This window comes from Lapillicoccus jejuensis, assembly GCF_006715055.1.
GTDB lineage: Bacteria > Actinomycetota > Actinomycetes > Actinomycetales > Dermatophilaceae > Lapillicoccus > Lapillicoccus jejuensis.
The window spans coordinates 1,420,077-1,435,273 of the sequence record NZ_VFMN01000001.1; the positions used below are offsets into that span (position 1 = coordinate 1,420,077).

The 15,197-nt window shown below is 74.1% G+C and carries 13 protein-coding genes; 8 read left to right on the plus strand and 5 right to left on the minus strand.

Going from position 1 to position 15,197, the window contains the following annotated elements:
* Nucleotides 1–15 precede the first annotated feature (15 nt).
* A complete protein-coding gene (locus tag FB458_RS06770) occupies nt 16–744 on the minus strand; it encodes a hypothetical protein (protein ID WP_141847814.1) in 729 nt (242 codons plus the stop codon).
* Nucleotides 745–877: 133 nt separating this feature from the next.
* Here FB458_RS06770 and FB458_RS06775 point away from each other — a divergent pair, with 133 nt between their 5' ends.
* Nucleotides 878–2,866 carry an N-acetylmuramoyl-L-alanine amidase gene (locus tag FB458_RS06775; RefSeq protein WP_141847815.1) on the plus strand — a complete coding sequence of 663 codons (1,989 nt, stop codon included), beginning with the start codon at nt 878–880 and terminating at the stop codon, nt 2,864–2,866.
* A 100-nt stretch (nt 2,867–2,966) separates the two neighbouring features.
* On the opposite strand, the gene FB458_RS06780 is transcribed toward FB458_RS06775, so the two are convergent.
* Nucleotides 2,967–5,003, minus strand: a complete 2,037-nt coding sequence (locus tag FB458_RS06780; protein WP_141847816.1) for a penicillin-binding transpeptidase domain-containing protein — start codon at nt 5,001–5,003, stop codon at nt 2,967–2,969.
* 149 nt (nt 5,004–5,152) lie between these two features.
* On the opposite strand from FB458_RS06780, the gene FB458_RS06785 reads away from it, so the two are divergent.
* Both FB458_RS06785 and FB458_RS06790 read left to right on the plus strand, forming a co-directional pair.
* Nucleotides 5,153–6,415 (plus strand): NAD(P)/FAD-dependent oxidoreductase, encoded by a 1,263-nt coding sequence (locus FB458_RS06785; protein WP_141847817.1) that lies wholly within the window; start codon nt 5,153–5,155, stop codon nt 6,413–6,415.
* A gap of 241 nt (nt 6,416–6,656) precedes the next feature.
* Entirely contained in the window at nt 6,657–7,454 is a 798-nt protein-coding gene (locus FB458_RS06790) for a hypothetical protein (protein WP_141847818.1), read from the plus strand.
* 16 nt (nt 7,455–7,470) lie between these two features.
* Here FB458_RS06790 and FB458_RS06795 read toward each other — a convergent pair whose 3' ends face one another.
* The 3 genes from FB458_RS06795 to FB458_RS06805 form a co-directional block, all read right to left on the minus strand.
* Nucleotides 7,471–8,676 carry a MalY/PatB family protein gene (locus tag FB458_RS06795; RefSeq protein ID WP_141847819.1) on the minus strand — a complete coding sequence of 402 codons (1,206 nt, stop codon included), beginning with the start codon at nt 8,674–8,676 and terminating at the stop codon, nt 7,471–7,473.
* A gap of 109 nt (nt 8,677–8,785) precedes the next feature.
* On the minus strand, nt 8,786–9,928 hold the full coding sequence (locus FB458_RS06800) for an IS110 family RNA-guided transposase (RefSeq protein WP_246061097.1): 1,143 nt from the start codon (nt 9,926–9,928) through the stop codon (nt 8,786–8,788).
* A gap of 234 nt (nt 9,929–10,162) precedes the next feature.
* Nucleotides 10,163–11,128 carry a helix-turn-helix domain-containing protein gene (locus FB458_RS06805; protein WP_141847820.1) on the minus strand — a complete coding sequence of 322 codons (966 nt, stop codon included), beginning with the start codon at nt 11,126–11,128 and terminating at the stop codon, nt 10,163–10,165.
* 93 nt (nt 11,129–11,221) lie between these two features.
* Here FB458_RS06805 and FB458_RS06810 point away from each other — a divergent pair, with 93 nt between their 5' ends.
* From FB458_RS06810 to FB458_RS06830, 5 genes are all read left to right on the plus strand, one after another.
* On the plus strand, nt 11,222–11,446 hold the full coding sequence (locus FB458_RS06810; RefSeq protein WP_141847821.1) for a hypothetical protein: 225 nt from the start codon (nt 11,222–11,224) through the stop codon (nt 11,444–11,446).
* 24 nt (nt 11,447–11,470) lie between these two features.
* Nucleotides 11,471–12,592 (plus strand): App1 family protein phosphatidate phosphatase, encoded by a 1,122-nt coding sequence (locus tag FB458_RS06815; protein WP_141847822.1) that lies wholly within the window; start codon nt 11,471–11,473, stop codon nt 12,590–12,592.
* A 66-nt stretch (nt 12,593–12,658) separates the two neighbouring features.
* Nucleotides 12,659–13,519: an Fpg/Nei family DNA glycosylase gene (locus tag FB458_RS06820; protein ID WP_141847823.1), complete on the plus strand. Its 861-nt coding sequence runs from the start codon at nt 12,659–12,661 to the stop codon at nt 13,517–13,519.
* A 42-nt stretch (nt 13,520–13,561) separates the two neighbouring features.
* A complete protein-coding gene (locus FB458_RS06825) occupies nt 13,562–14,227 on the plus strand; it encodes a cyclodeaminase/cyclohydrolase family protein (protein WP_141847824.1) in 666 nt (221 codons plus the stop codon).
* Nucleotides 14,224–15,126: a bifunctional methylenetetrahydrofolate dehydrogenase/methenyltetrahydrofolate cyclohydrolase gene (locus FB458_RS06830; RefSeq protein ID WP_141847825.1), complete on the plus strand. Its 903-nt coding sequence runs from the start codon at nt 14,224–14,226 to the stop codon at nt 15,124–15,126. Before FB458_RS06825 ends, FB458_RS06830 begins: the two co-directional genes overlap by 4 nt.
* Nucleotides 15,127–15,197: the final 71 nt, after the last annotated feature.

Sequence of the window (15,197 nt, forward strand, 5' to 3'; positions counted from 1 at the left end):
GCTGCTGGGGCGGGCTCAGGTGAGCCGGCGGAACCCGTCGGTGGTGTCCGCGGGTCCGGGGGTGAACGGGTGGACGGCCTCGGTCCAACGGATCCCGGCGCGGTCGAGGGCCTCGGTGACCGCCTCGAGGACGTGCCCGGTGACGGACGCCCCCTGGGGCTCACCCATGACGACCTCGAACTCGACGACGCCGACGACCGTGGTGGGCGCGGTGGCCGGGCCGGGGCGGGCGGCGTACCGGGTGTCGCCGGTCCCGGAGTGGACCCACGCCTGGGTCTCGCCCTCGCGGGGGGCCACCGGGTCGACGACGGCGACGGTCGCGACCGCCTCGGCGAGCAGCGACGCGAGCTCGCCCGGGCCGCCCTCGGCCGTGACGGTGCGCCCGATCGTCCGCAGCCGGCGGTCGGTGAGGGTCTGGGACAGCGAGTCGCCGGCGTCGCGGACCGCGCCGGCCGTGCCGCGGGCGACGTCCGCGGCGGTGCCCGCGGCCTGGCGGGCCGTGCCGGCGGCGGCCCGGGCCTGCTCGGCCGCGGTGCGGGCCTGCTCGCGCGCCGAGCGGGCGAGGTCCTGACGGTTCTCCTTGCGGCCGAGCCCGGCGAGCCCGCCCAGGGAGCGACGGACCGACGGCATGAGCAGCAGGGCGAGCGCCAGCAGGAGCAGGACGGCGTAGACCTTGTACACGGCGGGACCCTGCTTCTCGTCGACGAGCCGCTGGCTGGGGTGGATGGGCGGCTGGGGTGCCACCAGGCTAGACGAGGGGGCTGTCACCACCCCCGAGGTGAACGAGTTCCGTGATGCGGTACGTGCGCGGTGGTGGTTGACTCCCCACGTTCGACGTCCATCCCGTACGACGTCCATCGCCCCTGGGGGTTGTCGCATGACCCGATCCACCCGGCCCACCCCGGGCCGTCACCGGCGCCGCGCCCTCGCGCTCGCCGCCACCACCACCCTCGCCGGCTCCCTCGTCGGCGCGGTCGCCCTCGGCGCCACCCACGCCGACGCCGCGTCGACCAGCGCGTCGGCCGGCAGCACGGGCCCGACCGCCCGCGGCGCCGCCTTCGGTGCGGCCGCCCGCGAGTTCGGCGTCCCGCAGAGCGTCCTCGAGGCGGTGTCGTACAGCCAGACGCGCTGGGAGGGCCACGCCGGCCAGCACAGCACCGACGGCGGCTACGGCCCGATGAACCTCGTCGACGGCACCCTCTTCGCCGACGACGCCGCCGAGGGCAAGGACGGCACCGACGGGTCCACCCCCGGTGCGGTCCCCGGCGGCGTCGACACCCTCGGCAAGGCGGCCGCCCTGCTCGGTCTCCCGCGCCAGACGCTGCGCACCTCCGACGTCGCCAACATCCGCGGCGGCGCCGCGCTGCTGGCGCAGGAGCAGCGCGCGCTCGGGTTGCCGACCGGCGTCTCGAGCGACCCCGGTGCGTGGTACGCCGCCGTGGCCCACGCCGGCAGCGCCACGACGGCCGACGACGCGAGGGAGTTCGCCGACGACACCTTCGCGCAGCTGCAGGCCGGCTCGGCGCGCACGACGACCGACGGCCAGACCCTGGCCATGGCCGCCACCCGCGTCACCCCGCAGACCGCGCAGCTCTCCAGGCTCGGGCTGAGGGCCGCGGCCAAGCGCGACCCGAACCTCGAGTGCCCGGCGGGCCTGCCCTGCGAGTGGGACCCGGCGCCGTACGAGCAGTACGGCCCGGGCGCGGGCGACTACGGGAACCACGACCTCGCCCGCCGCGACGTCGGGTCACCGAAGATCACGACCATCGTCATCCACGACACCGAGGCCACGTGGGACACGACGCTGGGTCTCATCGCCGACCCGACGTACGTCTCCTGGCACTACTCGATCCGCTCCGAGGACGGCTACATCGCCCAGCACGTCCCGACGAAGGACGTCGCCTGGCACGCCGGCAACTGGTACGTCAACATGCACTCCATCGGCATCGAGCACGAGGGGTTCGCACCGCAGGGGGCGACCTGGTTCACCGAGCCGATGTACCGCAAGTCGGCCAAGCTCGTCGCCTACCTCACGCAGAAGTACGGCATCCCGGTCGACCGCGCGCACATCATCGGTCACGACCAGGTGCCGGGGACGACGCCGTCGACCGTCGCCGGGATGCACTGGGACCCGGGCCCCTACTGGGACTGGTCGCACTACTTCGACCTCATCGGCAAGCCGCTGAGCGACGTCGGCCCGAAGCCCAGCTCGCAGCTCGTGCGGATCCTGCCCGGCTTCAACCGCAACCAGCAGCCGGTCACCGGGTGCGACACCTCCGGCTCCGGCAACCCGTGCGACCCCCAGGGGACGAACTTCGTCTCCCTGCGCCAGTCGCCGAGCGACGCCGCCCCGCTGGTCAAGGACCTCGGCCTGCACCCCGACGGCTCCGCGTCGACGACCGACGTCGCCGACATGGGCGCGCGCGCGGCCGCCGGCACCGACTACGCCGTCGCCGGTCGCCAGGGCGACTGGACCGCCATCTGGTACCTCGGTGACATCGCCTGGTTCAAGAACCCGGTCAAGCGCCCCACCGCGGTCCCGGTCACCGGCTCGTACGTCGTCCCGAAGGCGGGCAACGCGTCGGTCCCGGTCTACGGGCGCGCCTACCCGGAGGCGTCGGCGTACCCCGCCGGCATCCTCGTGCAGACCGTGACGCCGCTGCAGTACACGATCAAGGCCGGCCAGCGGTACGCCCTGCTCGACGCCCACATCCCGACCGACTACTACCGCGCGAGCACCTTCGCCGGCACCCCGCCGACGGACCACGTGGACGTCATGGGCCAGGACGTCTACTACGAGATCGACCTCGGTCACCGCGTCGCCTACGTGCGCGCCGCCGACGTCGACATCGTCCAGGCCAAGTGAGGCGCTAGCCCCACTACGGCTCACGTACGACGCCCCTCCCACCGCTGCGGTGGGAGGGGCGTTCGTCGTGCGGGTCGTGCTCGACGGCGGGGAGGGCGCGTCAGCCGCCGTACCGCTGGAGGAAGGCGGCGATGAGCGGGCCGGCGGTGCCGCTGCCGGACTGGCCGGTCTCGACGTAGGCCGCCACGGCGAGGTCGCCACGGGCGGCGACCATCCACGCGTGCGTCGGCAGCGGTGAACCGGTGCCGTACTCGGCGGTGCCGGTCTTGGCCAGGGTGACGCCGACGGGCGCGAGCACGCGCCCGCTGCCTTCGCTGACGACCGCGCCCATGAGGGTGCGCAGCGACGTCGCCTCGGCCGACGTCAGCGGCACCGCGGGCTTGGGGAACGAGGCGACCGCCGGGTTGTCGCGCACCAGCTGCGGTCGCACGGTCGTCCCCGTGACGACGCTCGCGACGACGGTCGCCATGTCCATCGGCGCCACCTCGACCTGCGCCTGGCCGATCATCGACGCGGCGTGCGTCGTCCCGGTCCCGGTCGACGGTACCGAGCCGAGGAAGGCCGGGAAGCCGAGGTCGAGGTCGACGCCGATCCCGAGGCTGGCGGCGGCGTTCGCGAGGTCGGCTTGGCTCACCTTGGCCTGCTGCGAGATGAACGCGGTGTTGCACGAGTTGGCGAACGCCACCCGCAGCTGGATGTCCCCGACCTTGTCCGCGGGGTAGTCGTCGTAGTTCTTGAAGCTGCGCCCGTCGACGGTGACCGTCGGGGTGCACGGCACGACGGTGTCGGGGGTGTAGCCCTTGCGCAGCAGGGCGAGCGCCGTGACGATCTTGAACGTCGAGCCCGGCGCGGACCGTCCCGTCGTCGCCAGCGAGCCCTGCGCCGCGGGGCCGTTCGCGGCGGCGACGATCTCGCCGGTCGACGGGCGGACGACGACCAGCGACGTCGGGGTCGAGGTCTGCGAGGCCAGGACCTCCTCGGCCGCGACCTGCGCGCCGACGTCGAGCGTCACCTGCAGCGGCGTGCCGTCCGAGGCGTCGCGGCTGAACAGCTCGCGCGACACCGTCTGCCCGGAGGCGTCGGTGCCGGCCGCGGTGACGGTGAGCCCGGTGGTCCCGCGCAGCCGGGCGTCGTACCGCGCCTCGAGGCCGGAGAGGCCGGCGACGTCCCCGGCCTTGAGCGTCCCGCCCGACTTCTGCACCATCTCGGCCGTCGCGTCGCCGACCGTGCCCAGCAGCGACTTCGCGAAGGTGGGGGTCGGACCGAGCACCTCGTTCCCCGGGACCGCGGCGCCACCGGGGACCGCCTGCACCTGGGCGACCTTCTGGGCCAACGGGTCCGACGTGCGCACGACGAGACCGACGACGAACTGCTTGGCCCCCGCGGAGGCGACCTTCTTGGCGTACGACGCCGCGTCGATCCCCAGCAGCGCGGCCAGCTTCGCCGCCGAGGCGGACGCGGTCGCCGCGTCGACCTTGCCCTTGTCGAGGCCCAGCTGGAAGACGGGCCGGGAGGTCATGAGCGGGGTGTTCCCGGCCCCGACGATGTCGGCGCGCTTGCCCTGGGTCGTGCGGACCTGGAGCTTCTCGCCCGAGGTGAGGTCGGGCGCGAGCAGCGCCGGGGACCACACCGCGTGCCAGGCCATCGACCCGTTCTGCTCGTCGTGGCGCACGAGCGGGACCTGCACGGTGTAGGTCCAGGGGCCCGTCGCGTTCGCGCCCGTCGTGCTCGTGCCGCTCGGGGTCGCGCTGGTCGTCGCAGGGGTGGTCGCAGGGGTGGTCGCTTCGGTGGTCGCGCTCGAGGTGGGGCTCGAGGTCGCCGTACCGGAGGCCGTCGAGGCCCCCGCCAGCGGCCAGCTCCACGTGAGCGTCGCCGTCGCCTTCTTCTCGTTCGTCGCGTCCTTGGCCACCGAGGTGACCGTGACGCTGCGGGCGGCGGTGGCGAGGTCGCCGAGCAGGCCCTTGGTCGACGCCGTGGCGTCGGCCCCGGTGGCCCCGTCGAGGGGGACGCTGTCGAGGGTGCCGCTCGTCAGGCCCTTGGCCAGGGCGGCGGCGACGCCGTCGGGCGCCGGCGGCGGGGGCGGGGAGGTGCAGGCGGCCACGCCGCCCGTCAGCGCGCCGAGAGCGATCGCCGCCACCCACGCGCGTGTCCGACGTGCCCGAACCTGTCCCTGCCTGGCCATGGCGCCGATCCTCGCACGCGTCCCTCAGAGCCCCCTCACGCTCCCGCGGCGCGCGAGGTCACGGTTCGGTGGTGGGGTGCGTCGCCGCGGGTAAGGCTTGCTGCATGACCGACTCCACTTCTCCCCAGACCCCCGAGCGGGTCGTCGTCGTCGGCGGCGGCCTGGCCGGCGCCCGCACCGCCGAGACCCTGCGCGACGCCGGGTACGACGGCTCCATCACCCTCTTCGCCGCCGAGAACCACCTGCCCTACGACCGGCCGCCGCTGTCCAAGGGCTTCCTCCAGGGCGAGACCCCGCGCGAGGAGACCGTGCTCCACCCGCAGGAGTGGTACGACGAGAAGAAGATCGACCTCAAGCTCGGCACCGCCGTGACCGCCGTCGAGGCCCACGACAAGCAGGTCCGCGCGACCGACGGCTCCAGCACGCCGTACGACGTCCTCGTCCTCGCCACCGGGTCCTCCCCGCGCCGCCTCGACCTGCCCGGCGCCGACCTCGGCGGAGTCGTCGTCCTGCGCACGGTCGACGACGCGCAGGCGCTGCGCGACTCCTTCGAGGAGGGCAGGCGGCTCGTCGTCATCGGCGGCGGGTGGATCGGGCTCGAGGTCGCCGCGTCCGCGCGCCAGGCGGGCGTCGAGGTCACCGTCCTCGAGAACGCCGCCCAGCCGCTCGTCGGCGTCGTCGGCGAGGAGATCGGGGCGTTCTTCGCCGCGCTGCACCGCGACCACGGCGTCGACGTGCGCACCGGCGTCGAGGTCGAGTCCATCGAGGCGGCCGAGGGCTCCCACAAGGCCGGGTCGGTCAGGCTGAAGGACGGGACCTCGGTCGCCGCCGACCTCGTGCTGCTCGGCGTGGGCGCCACTCCGAACGTCGACGTCGCGCGCGGCGCCGGCCTCCAGATCGGCGAGAGCGGCGGCGTCCTCGTCGACGCGCAGGGCCGCAGCAGCGACGCCTCGATCTTCGCCGTCGGCGACATCGCCGAGGCGGAGACGCCGGCGCTCGGCGACGGCGAGCGCGTGCGCACCGAGCACTGGGCGACGGCCAACGACCGACCGGAGGCGACGGCCGCCGCCATCGTCGGGAAGGACGACGCCTTCGACAAGCTGCCGTTCTTCTACTCCGACCAGTACGACCTGGGGCTGGAGTACAGCGGGCACGGCTCGAAGGACGACGAGGTCGTCGTGCGCGGGTCGCTCGAGAAGGGCGAGTTCGTGGCGTTCTGGCTCGACAAGACGGGCCGGGTGCGCGCCGGGATGAACGTCAACGTCTGGGACGTGCAGGACGACATCCAGAAGGTCATCGCCTCCGGCAAGGCCGTCGACAAGGCCGAGCTCGCCGACGAGGAGACGGAGATCGGGTCGCTCGCCTGAGCCGCCTTCCCGAGAGCCCGGGCTGTCGGGTCACGTGTCGTCGATCCGGTAGATAGTTCCGTGATCAAACCGTGACCCGACAACCGGCAACTTCGCCCCGCCCGCGAGCGACCTGTTGTCGACCGGATCGAGGAGGGGACGTCCCTCCTGGACGGGGGGCCGACCACAGGTCGGGGAGCAGGGGTTCGTCATGGTCGGCAAGGGTGCGGGGATCGTCGGGCGCGAGGGTGTGCGGCGGGGCGTGACCGGTAGCGGGTGGGCGCGTCTCGCGGCGGCCCTCGCCCTCGGGGTCGTCGGGGTGGGGGCCGTGGGCGGGCTGTCGGCCTGCTCCTCGAGTGCCTCGGCGAAGCCCGCGGCGCAGAGCACCCCGCTCACGTCCGCCATCACGTCGTCGGCCACCACCTCGGCCACCACCTCGGCCACCACCACCGCGTCGGCCACCTCGGCGACCTCGTCGGCCACCGCGAAGGCCACGACGACCACCGCGAAGGCGACCGCCCCGGCGACGGTCGTCCCCACGCGGAGCGCCAGCACGTCGTCCCGGCCGGCCACGCTCGACCCCGCGCTCGTCGGCCAGTGGAACGTCCACGACGCGTCGCTGACCATCCACGCCGACGGCACCGGCACGATGTCCGCGCACGGCTGCACCGCGGGGCCGGGCGGGCAGCAGGTCTGCGACCTGCTCAGCACGGTCCGGGTGACGCCGATGGGGTCGGGGGCGCGCCTGACGGTGACCGGAACCCGGGCGTACCTCAGCACCGGGACCCCCGGGCAGACCGCCCAGCTCGTGCCGGTGCCGAGCTGGGTCGACGCGAGCGGGCTGTACGCCGCGGTGGGTGACTACTCCGTCCTCGAGCCCTTCACGGCGGCGACCTGGCCCTACGCCACGCCGCTCACCTCGTCGGACCAGCGGGCGGTCTACAGCTGGCGCTCGGCCCACCGCGGTGGCTCGCTCGGCGACCCGAAGAACGTCCTGGCCCGCCAGTGCCACGAGGGTCTGCCGGTGAGCGCGCAGGTCCGCACCTACTGCGGCGGCTGACTCCTCGCTGGTGGGCTCAGCCGCGGCGGGCGACGGCGCGCCCGATCCGGGTCAGCGCCTCGTCGAGCAGCGGCGCGGTCGTCGCGTAGTTGAGCCGCGCGAAGCGGTGCGCCGGGGCCCCGAAGGGCACGCCGTCGTTGAGCGCGACCCGGGCCTCGCGCAGCAGCCAGGCGGCCGGCTCCTCGTCGAGCCCCAACCCGGTGAGGTCGAGCCAGGCCAGGTACGTCGCCTCGTTGGTCCGGTGCTCCACCCCGGGCCACGAGGCGACGGCCTCGGCGACCAGCAGCCGGTTCGCGTCGAGCCGCTCGCGCACCTGGGCCATCCACGGCCCGCCGTCCTCGTAGGCGGCGACGTTCGCGGCGATCCCCAGCGTGCCGACGCCGATGAGCTTCTCGTGCGGCAACCGGGAGAATGCTTCCTGGTCATCGTCGTTGCTCGTCACGAGCTGGGCGCAGGTCAGACCGGGCACGTTCCACGCCTTCGAGGCCGAGACCACCGTGACGGTGTGCCGCGCGGTGGCCGCGGACAGGGCGGCGTACGGCAGGTGGCGTCCCTCGAGGACGAGGGGCGCGTGGATCTCGTCCGAGACCACCCGCGCCCCGTGCCGCTCGACGACGTCGGCGAGACCGAGCAGCTCCTCGCGGGTGTGGACGTGGCCGAGCGGGTTGTGCGGCTGGCACAGGATCACCGTGCGGGCGCCGGCGGCCAGCGCGGCGTCGATCCCGGGCAGGTCGAGCGACCACGGCGCGCCGGCGCCGTCGCCGGCCCGCACCATCGGGACCGGCACGTGGTCCAGCCCCCGCAGGTGCACGACGTCGAAGAACGGCATGTACGCCGGGGTGGGGATGACGACCGGCGCGTCGGCGCACACCGTCTCGAGCGCGAGACCCACGCCCTTGACGACGTTCGGCACGAGGACGATCCGGGCCGGGTCGAGGGCCCACCCGTGCTCGCGCTCGTACCAGCCGGCGAGGGCGTCGGCGACACCCGACCGCTGCGCGTCGAGGGGGTAGCCGAGGCTCTCGCGGTCGAGGGCCCGCCGTACGGCGTCGAGCACGACCGGTGCCGTCGGGAAGTCCATCTCCGCCACCCACAAGGGGATGACGTCCGCCGGGTAGCGCGACCACTTGGCCGTCCCCCGGGCCCGCAGGTCGTCCGCGGTGAGGGCGTCGAGGTCGACGACCCCCGTGGTGGAGGCAGGGGTCGGGGCGGCAGCGGTCACCCGCTCATCCTGCCGCGAGGGGCTCCCCCTCGCGGGGCCGACGCCGCCGGCGTCGCCGGTCCAGCAGGTGCCTCCCGCAGAGGCGTCGTGGGGGATGCTCCTATGGATGTCAAATGGTCTGTAGGGCCGGCGACGGCTGAAGTCGTGGGTTGAGGACGTAGTAGATCTCCCGGGCGATGAGGCGCTTGAGGCAGCGGATGATGTCCTTCTTGCTCAGGCCTTGCTCGGTTCGGCGGTGCATGTAGGCCTGGGTGCGAGGGTCCCATCTCAGCCGGCACAGCACGACCCGGTACAGGGCGGCGTTGGCCTGACGGTCCCCTCCCCGGTTCAGGCGGTGGCGGTGGGTCCGCCCGGACGAGGCGGGGATCGGCGCGACGCCGCACAGCATCGCGAACGCGGCTTCGGAGTGGACCCGGTCGCTGTTCTCTCCGGCGGTGACCAGCAGCTGACCGGCCACGTCGGCGCCGACGCCGTTCAACGCGACGAGCTGGGGGTTGATCGCGGCCACGAGGGGGTCGATGACCGCGTCGAGGTCGGTGATCTCCTCACTGAGGGCGTGGTGGCGGCGGGCCAAGGCCCGCAGCGCAGTCTTGGTGGCCTGCTCGGGGTCACCGACCCGGGTCAGGTCCGGGCGCAGCCCGGCGCACGCTGCCAGCAGCTGCCGCGTCGGCAGGCCCCGCAGTCGCGCGCGTAGCGGCTCGGCCGCGGTCACGATGAGGGTCTTGATCCGTCGCTGGCAGTCCGCGCGCTGGTCGATCGCGCTGCGCCGGGCCACGCGCAGGTTCCGCAGCGCCTCGACCCGCCCGTCGCGCACCTTCGGGACCCCGGTGCGGGTGCGCGCTAACGCGGCCAGGGCCGCGGCTTCGGCGTCGAGCGGGTCGGACTTGCCGGCGCTGCGGCGCGCCCGCCGGTCGGGACGGTCGATCTCGAGCAGCTGCACCTGTTCGGCCCGCAGGTGGCGGGTTAGGCCGGCGCCGTACGCGCCGGTGCCCTCGACCCCAACCACCACCACCGTCCCGAACGACCGCAGCCACGCCAGCAGCGCCGCGTACCCGCCCGGGTCGGCCGGGAACGTGGCATGCCCGAGCAGCCGCCCGACCGGGTCGAGCGCGGCCGCCGTGTGGGTGTCAAGGTGGGTGTCCACCCCACCAACCACCTGACCGGGCTCGCGCTGCTGGTCCAGCTGCGGATCCGGATCCGCCTGCTGGTCTCGCCGATGGTTTGTCGTGGTGCCGCGTGCGATGGTGGTCATCGCCGTCCTCTCTCACTCTCGAACGGTGGGTGGGCGGCATGCACCATCCGAACGAGTGGACAAGACAGTGATGGGTGCCTGCTGGCACAGGCTCCTATGAGGTCACAACCCTCGGACGATGAGTGCCGTGAGACCCCGCGCCGGGACCGACCGACAGATCCCGTTGAAGACCTCAAGTCAGTCAGGCGGCGAGTCAGGACGACCCGGCGCGGGGGCCCGCACCCATCATCACTGTCAGGCGGGGGCCGGGGTGGTGAGCGTGCGGGTGAACGTGCGCCGGTAGTCCAGCGGGGGGACGCCGACCTCGCGGGCGAAGTGGTGGCGCAGCAGGGCGGCGCTGCCGAAGCCGGCCCGGGTCGCGACGGTCTCGACGGGCAGGTCGCTCGCCTCGAGCAGCTCGCGCGCGTAGTGGATCCGCTGCGACAGCAGCCACTTCGCGGGGGTCGTCCCGCTCTCGGCGACGAAGCGGCGGGCGAAGGTGCGCTCGCTCATCGAGGCGCGCCGGGCCAGCTCGCGCACCGGCTGGTCCTCGGCCAGGTGCTCGCGCATCCAGTGCATGACCGGCTCCAGGCTGTCCGCGGAGCAGGCCGGGACGGGCAGGTCGACGTACTGCCGCTGGCCGCCGTCGCGCTGCGGCGGGACGACCATCCGCCGCGCGATGGTCGAGGCGATCGCCGCGCCGCGGTGCTTGCGCACGAGGTGCAGGCAGGCGTCGATGCCGGCGGCGGTGCCCGCGCTGGTGACGACGTCGCCGTCGTCGACGAAGAGGACGTCCCGGTCGACCCGCAGGGCCGGGTACGTCGCCGCGAGCTCGTCGCAGTGCACCCAGTGGGCGGTCACCCGGCGGCCGTCGAGCAGGCCGGCGGCGGCGAGCGGGAAGACGCCCGTGCAGACGGAGGCGATGATCGCGCCGGCAGCGTGCGCCGCGCGGATGGCGTCGAGGAACGTCTCGTCGAACTCGCGCAGACCGGTGGCGCCGACGACGACGAGGTCAGCCCCCGCGAGCCCGTCGAGGCCGTGCGGGACGGTGAGGGTCAGGCCGCCGAGCAGGTCGACCTGCGGCTGCGCGGCGCAGACCCGGAAGTCGACGGCGGGGACGCCGTACGGCGTGCGGTCGACGCCGAACACCTCGGTGACGAGGGCGAACTCGAAGGCCGCCGACTGCGCCGGCAGCAGGAGGGCGACGGTGTCGAGGGCCACCGGCCCAGTCTGCCACGCAGGTGGCGGGATCTTGACGTCAGCCGTCGTTCCTGCCACTCGTGGCAGCGGATCGACGGGCGCAGGATTCCTGCCATGGAACTCCTGACGACCCTCTCCGCCCTGCTGTTCTTCGTCGGCTTCGTCGCCTGGGTCTCGGCGACCCTCGAGCGCCACCAGCGCGAGCACGGGGGCCTCGCCTGGTTCGAGGCGCTGGCCCGCCGGATGCCCTACGGCCTCGAGCACGAGGCGGACCGCGACGGCCAGCGCCTCGCCGACGACCTGCGCGCGGCCTCGCAGCGGGACGCCGGGACGCCGTGAGGGGGATGGCCTAGGTTTGTCCGCATGGCCCGCCCGCACGCCGCCGCGATCGTGGAGGACGCGTGGCACCGCCAGGTGGACCGGGCCCTGCGCCGACGGCACTGGACCAACCGTGTCATCGGGCACGTCGGCTACGGCTCGTCCGACTTCGTGCGCGTCTTCGCTCGCGTCGTGCTGAGCCGACCCAAGGACCCGCCGCCGGACGACGGGCTGCGCGAGGACGAGCCCGACAAGAAGGCGGAGAAGAAGGCCGGCGACAAGACGTACGGCGGCCTGCGGTCGCTCGACGGGCGGCGCCGCGGGTGGCGGGTGTTCTTCACCGCGCCGGCGATGGACGTCCCCGTCACCGTCACCGTCGGCGATCACCGCGCGCACGGGCGCAGCGACCGCAGCGGGCACGTCGACCTCACCTTCCGCGGGACCGGGCTCGACGCCGGCTGGCACTCGGCGACGGTCGAGGCCCAGAACTCCGAGCCCGTGCAGGTGCCGATCTTCGTCGTCGGCGACGACGTGACCTTCGGGATCGTCAGCGACATCGACGACACCGTCATCTCGACGTCCCTGCCGCGCATGTTCCTCGCCGCCTACAACACCTTCGTCAAGCACGAGGGCACGCGGCGGGTCGTGCCCGGGATGGCCCCGCTCTACCGGGCCCTGCTGGCCGAGCACCCCGGGGCCCCGACGGTCTACGTCTCGACGGGGGCGTGGAACACCGCGCCGCCGCTGACCCGGTTCCTCAAGAACCACGGCTACCCGATGGGGCCCCTGCTGCTCACCGACTGGGGCCCGACGAACACCGGCTGGTTCCGCAGCGGTCGCCAGCACAAGCGCGCCTGCCTCGACCGGCTGGCCCGCGACTTCCCGCACATCCGGTGGGTCCTCGTCGGCGACGACGGGCAGCACGACCTCGAGGTCTACAGCGACTTCTCCGAGGCCAGGCCGGAGTGCATCGAGGCGGTCGCCATCCGGCAGCTGACCCCGACCGAGCAGATGCTGTCGCACGGCATCCCGGTGCCGACCGACGAGCTGACCCGCAACCCGCGCACCCCGCGGGAGATCCCGATCTACTACGCGCCGGACGGCTTCGGCCTGCTGCGCATCCTGCGGCAGGCCGGGAAGGTGTCCGAGGCGGCCGAGCCCGGCTGACGCCGGCCCTCGACCCGGTCCGCCGACCTGCTGCGGGTGTCGGTGGCGCCTGACAGGATGGCCGGCATGCCGGAGCTGCCCGAGGTCCAGGCGCTGGTCGACTTCCTGGCCGAGCGCACCGCCGGCCTGGCCGTGGCCTCGCTCGACCTGGCCAGCTTCTCCGTGCTCAAGACGTTCGACCCGCCGCCGTCGGCGCTGGCGGGGGCCCCGATCGACGGGGTGCACCGGTACGGCAAGTTCCTCGACCTCGACGTCGACGGCACGCACCTGGTCTTCCACCTGGCCCGGGCCGGCTGGCTGCGCTGGTCCGACGAGCTCCCGCAGACGGTGCTGCGGCCCGGCAAGTCGCCCATCGCCTTCCGGCTGCGGCTGTCGGACGGGTCCGGGTTCGACGTCACCGAGGCGGGGACGAAGAAGTCGCTGGCGGCCTACATCGTGCGGGACGTGGCCGACGTGCCCCGGATCGCGAGCCTCGGGCCCGACCCGATGGCCGACGACTTCTCGCTCGAGCGGTTCGCCGCGATGCTCGAGGGCCGCCGCACCCAGATCAAGGGCCTGCTGCGCGACCAGGAGTTCCTCGCCGGCATCGGCAACGCCTACTCCGACGAGATCCTCCACGTCGCGCGGATGTCGCCCTTCGCCCTCGCCGCCACGCTCAAGCCCGCCGACGTCGAGCGGCTGTACGACGCGATGCGCGACACCCTGCGCGGCGCCGTCGTCGCCGCGTCGGGCAAGCCGGCCAAGGAGCTCAAGGACGCCAAGCGCGAGGGGATGCGGGTGCACGGCCGCACCGGCCAGCCGTGCCCCGACTGCGGCGACACCGTCCGCGAGGTGTCCTTCGCCGACTCCTCCCTGCAGTACTGCGCCACCTGCCAGACCGGCGGCAAGCCGCTGGCCGACCGCCGGATGAGCCGGCTGCTGAAGTAGCCCCGTCGGCGAGTGGGGCTCGCCCCACTACGCTCGTCCCCGATGGAGACGAGCCTGTGGGACCGGTCCGCGGACGAGCTGCTCACGCGGACGGCGTCGGCCGACCCGACCCCCGGTGGTGGCTCCGTCGCCGCCCTCACGGGCGCGCTGGGCACCGGGCTCGTGCTCATGGCGCTCGCGGTGACCGCGCGCCGGCGCGACCTCGAGGACGCGCAGCGGTCGCGGCTCGCGGACCTTGCCGCCCGCGGCGAGGCGCTGCTGACGCGGGTGCGGGCGGGGGCCGACCAGGACGTGGCGGACTTCGAGGCCCTCATGGCGGCGTACGGCCGACCCCGTGACGACGACGAGCAGCGCGCGGCCCGGTCGGCCGCGATCCGCACGGCCACCGTCGCGGCGACCCGCAGCCCGCTCGGGCTGGCCGAGGCGCTCGCTGACGTCGTCGACCTCGCGGCCCAGGCCGAGGGCGCCGTCCACGCGGGGATCCGCTCGGACGCGCTCGCCGGTGGGGACGTCGCCCGCGGCGCCGCATGGGCGGCGATCCGCACGGCCGACGTCAACCTCGCCGCCCTGGAGAGGGCCGGCGCCGACGAGACCACCGAGCTGGTGACCCGACGGGACGCCGTACGGCGGCGTCTGGAGACCCCCGGGACGCACGATCCCCACCAGCAACAGCACCAGGACCAGCGAAAGCAAGGAGACCCGGCGTGAGCGCGCTCGTCGTCGACCCCGCCGAGGTGGCGGCCCGGTTCCGGGCCGAGGTGCGCGACGAGGTGGCCGCGGTGACGCGGCGGCACGGGGCGACGCCCCGGATCGTCGGGCTGCTCAGCCAGGGCGCGGGCCCGGCCCGGACCTATGCCCAGTGGGCGGCCCGCGGCGCGGCCGACGTCGGCATCGACTTCGTCCTGCGCGAGGTCGAGCCGGGCGCGGCGGGCGACGCCGTCCGGGAGGCCAACGCCGACCCCGGAGTGCACGGGATCTTCTGCTACTACCCCCTCGCCGACACCGACGAGGACCCGTGGCTGCGCGAGCTCGTCGACCCGCGCAAGGACGTCGAGGGGATGCACTCGTTCTGGAGCCGGATGCTCTACGAGAACCGGCGCGTCCTCGACGGCGGCCGTCGCGCGATCCTGCCGTGCACGCCGCTGGCCATCCTCAAGCTGCTCGACGACGCCGGGCTGCGCCGCTCCGGTGAGCGCGCCCCGCTCGAGGGCGTCACCGCCTGCGTCATCAACCGCAGCGACGTCGTCGGCCGGCCGCTCGCGGCGATGCTCGCCAACGACGGCGCCGAGGTCGTCTCGCTCGACCTGGACGGCACCGTCGTCTTCGAGCCCGCCATCGGCCGGCACGCGCACGCCGTCCGCGACAGCGACGAGACCCGGGCGCGCGCGCTGGCCCGTGCCGACGTCGTCGTCACCGGGGTGCCGTCGCGCGACTTCCCGCTCGTCACCGCCGACGAGATCCGCGACGGGGCGATCTGCGTGAACTTCTCGCAGTTCAGGAACTTCGACGAGTCGGTGCTGGAGAAGGCGTCGGCGTTCATCCCCCGCGTCGGGCCGATGACGGTGACGATGGCGATGCGCAACCTCGTGCGGCTCGCCGCCTTCTAGCTCCGGACACGGGCAACCCCACGTCCGCCCGGTGCTCCGGCGCCCAGGACGTGGGGTTCCCTGTGTCCGGA

Excerpts from the sequence above, each read along its gene's own strand:
- FB458_RS06775 (WP_141847815.1), top strand. The coding sequence starts at position 878 with ATGACCCGATCCACCCGGCCCACCCCGGGCCGTCACCGGCGCCGCGCC.
- FB458_RS06785 (WP_141847817.1), top strand. The coding sequence starts at position 5,153 with ATGACCGACTCCACTTCTCCCCAGACCCCCGAGCGGGTCGTCGTCGTC.
- FB458_RS06800 (WP_246061097.1), bottom strand. The coding sequence starts at position 9,928 with ATGACCACCATCGCACGCGGCACCACGACAAACCATCGGCGAGACCAG.
- FB458_RS06810 (WP_141847821.1), top strand. The coding sequence starts at position 11,222 with ATGGAACTCCTGACGACCCTCTCCGCCCTGCTGTTCTTCGTCGGCTTC.
- FB458_RS06815 (WP_141847822.1), top strand. The coding sequence starts at position 11,471 with ATGGCCCGCCCGCACGCCGCCGCGATCGTGGAGGACGCGTGGCACCGC.
- FB458_RS06820 (WP_141847823.1), top strand. The coding sequence starts at position 12,659 with ATGCCGGAGCTGCCCGAGGTCCAGGCGCTGGTCGACTTCCTGGCCGAG.
- FB458_RS06825 (WP_141847824.1), top strand. The coding sequence starts at position 13,562 with ATGGAGACGAGCCTGTGGGACCGGTCCGCGGACGAGCTGCTCACGCGG.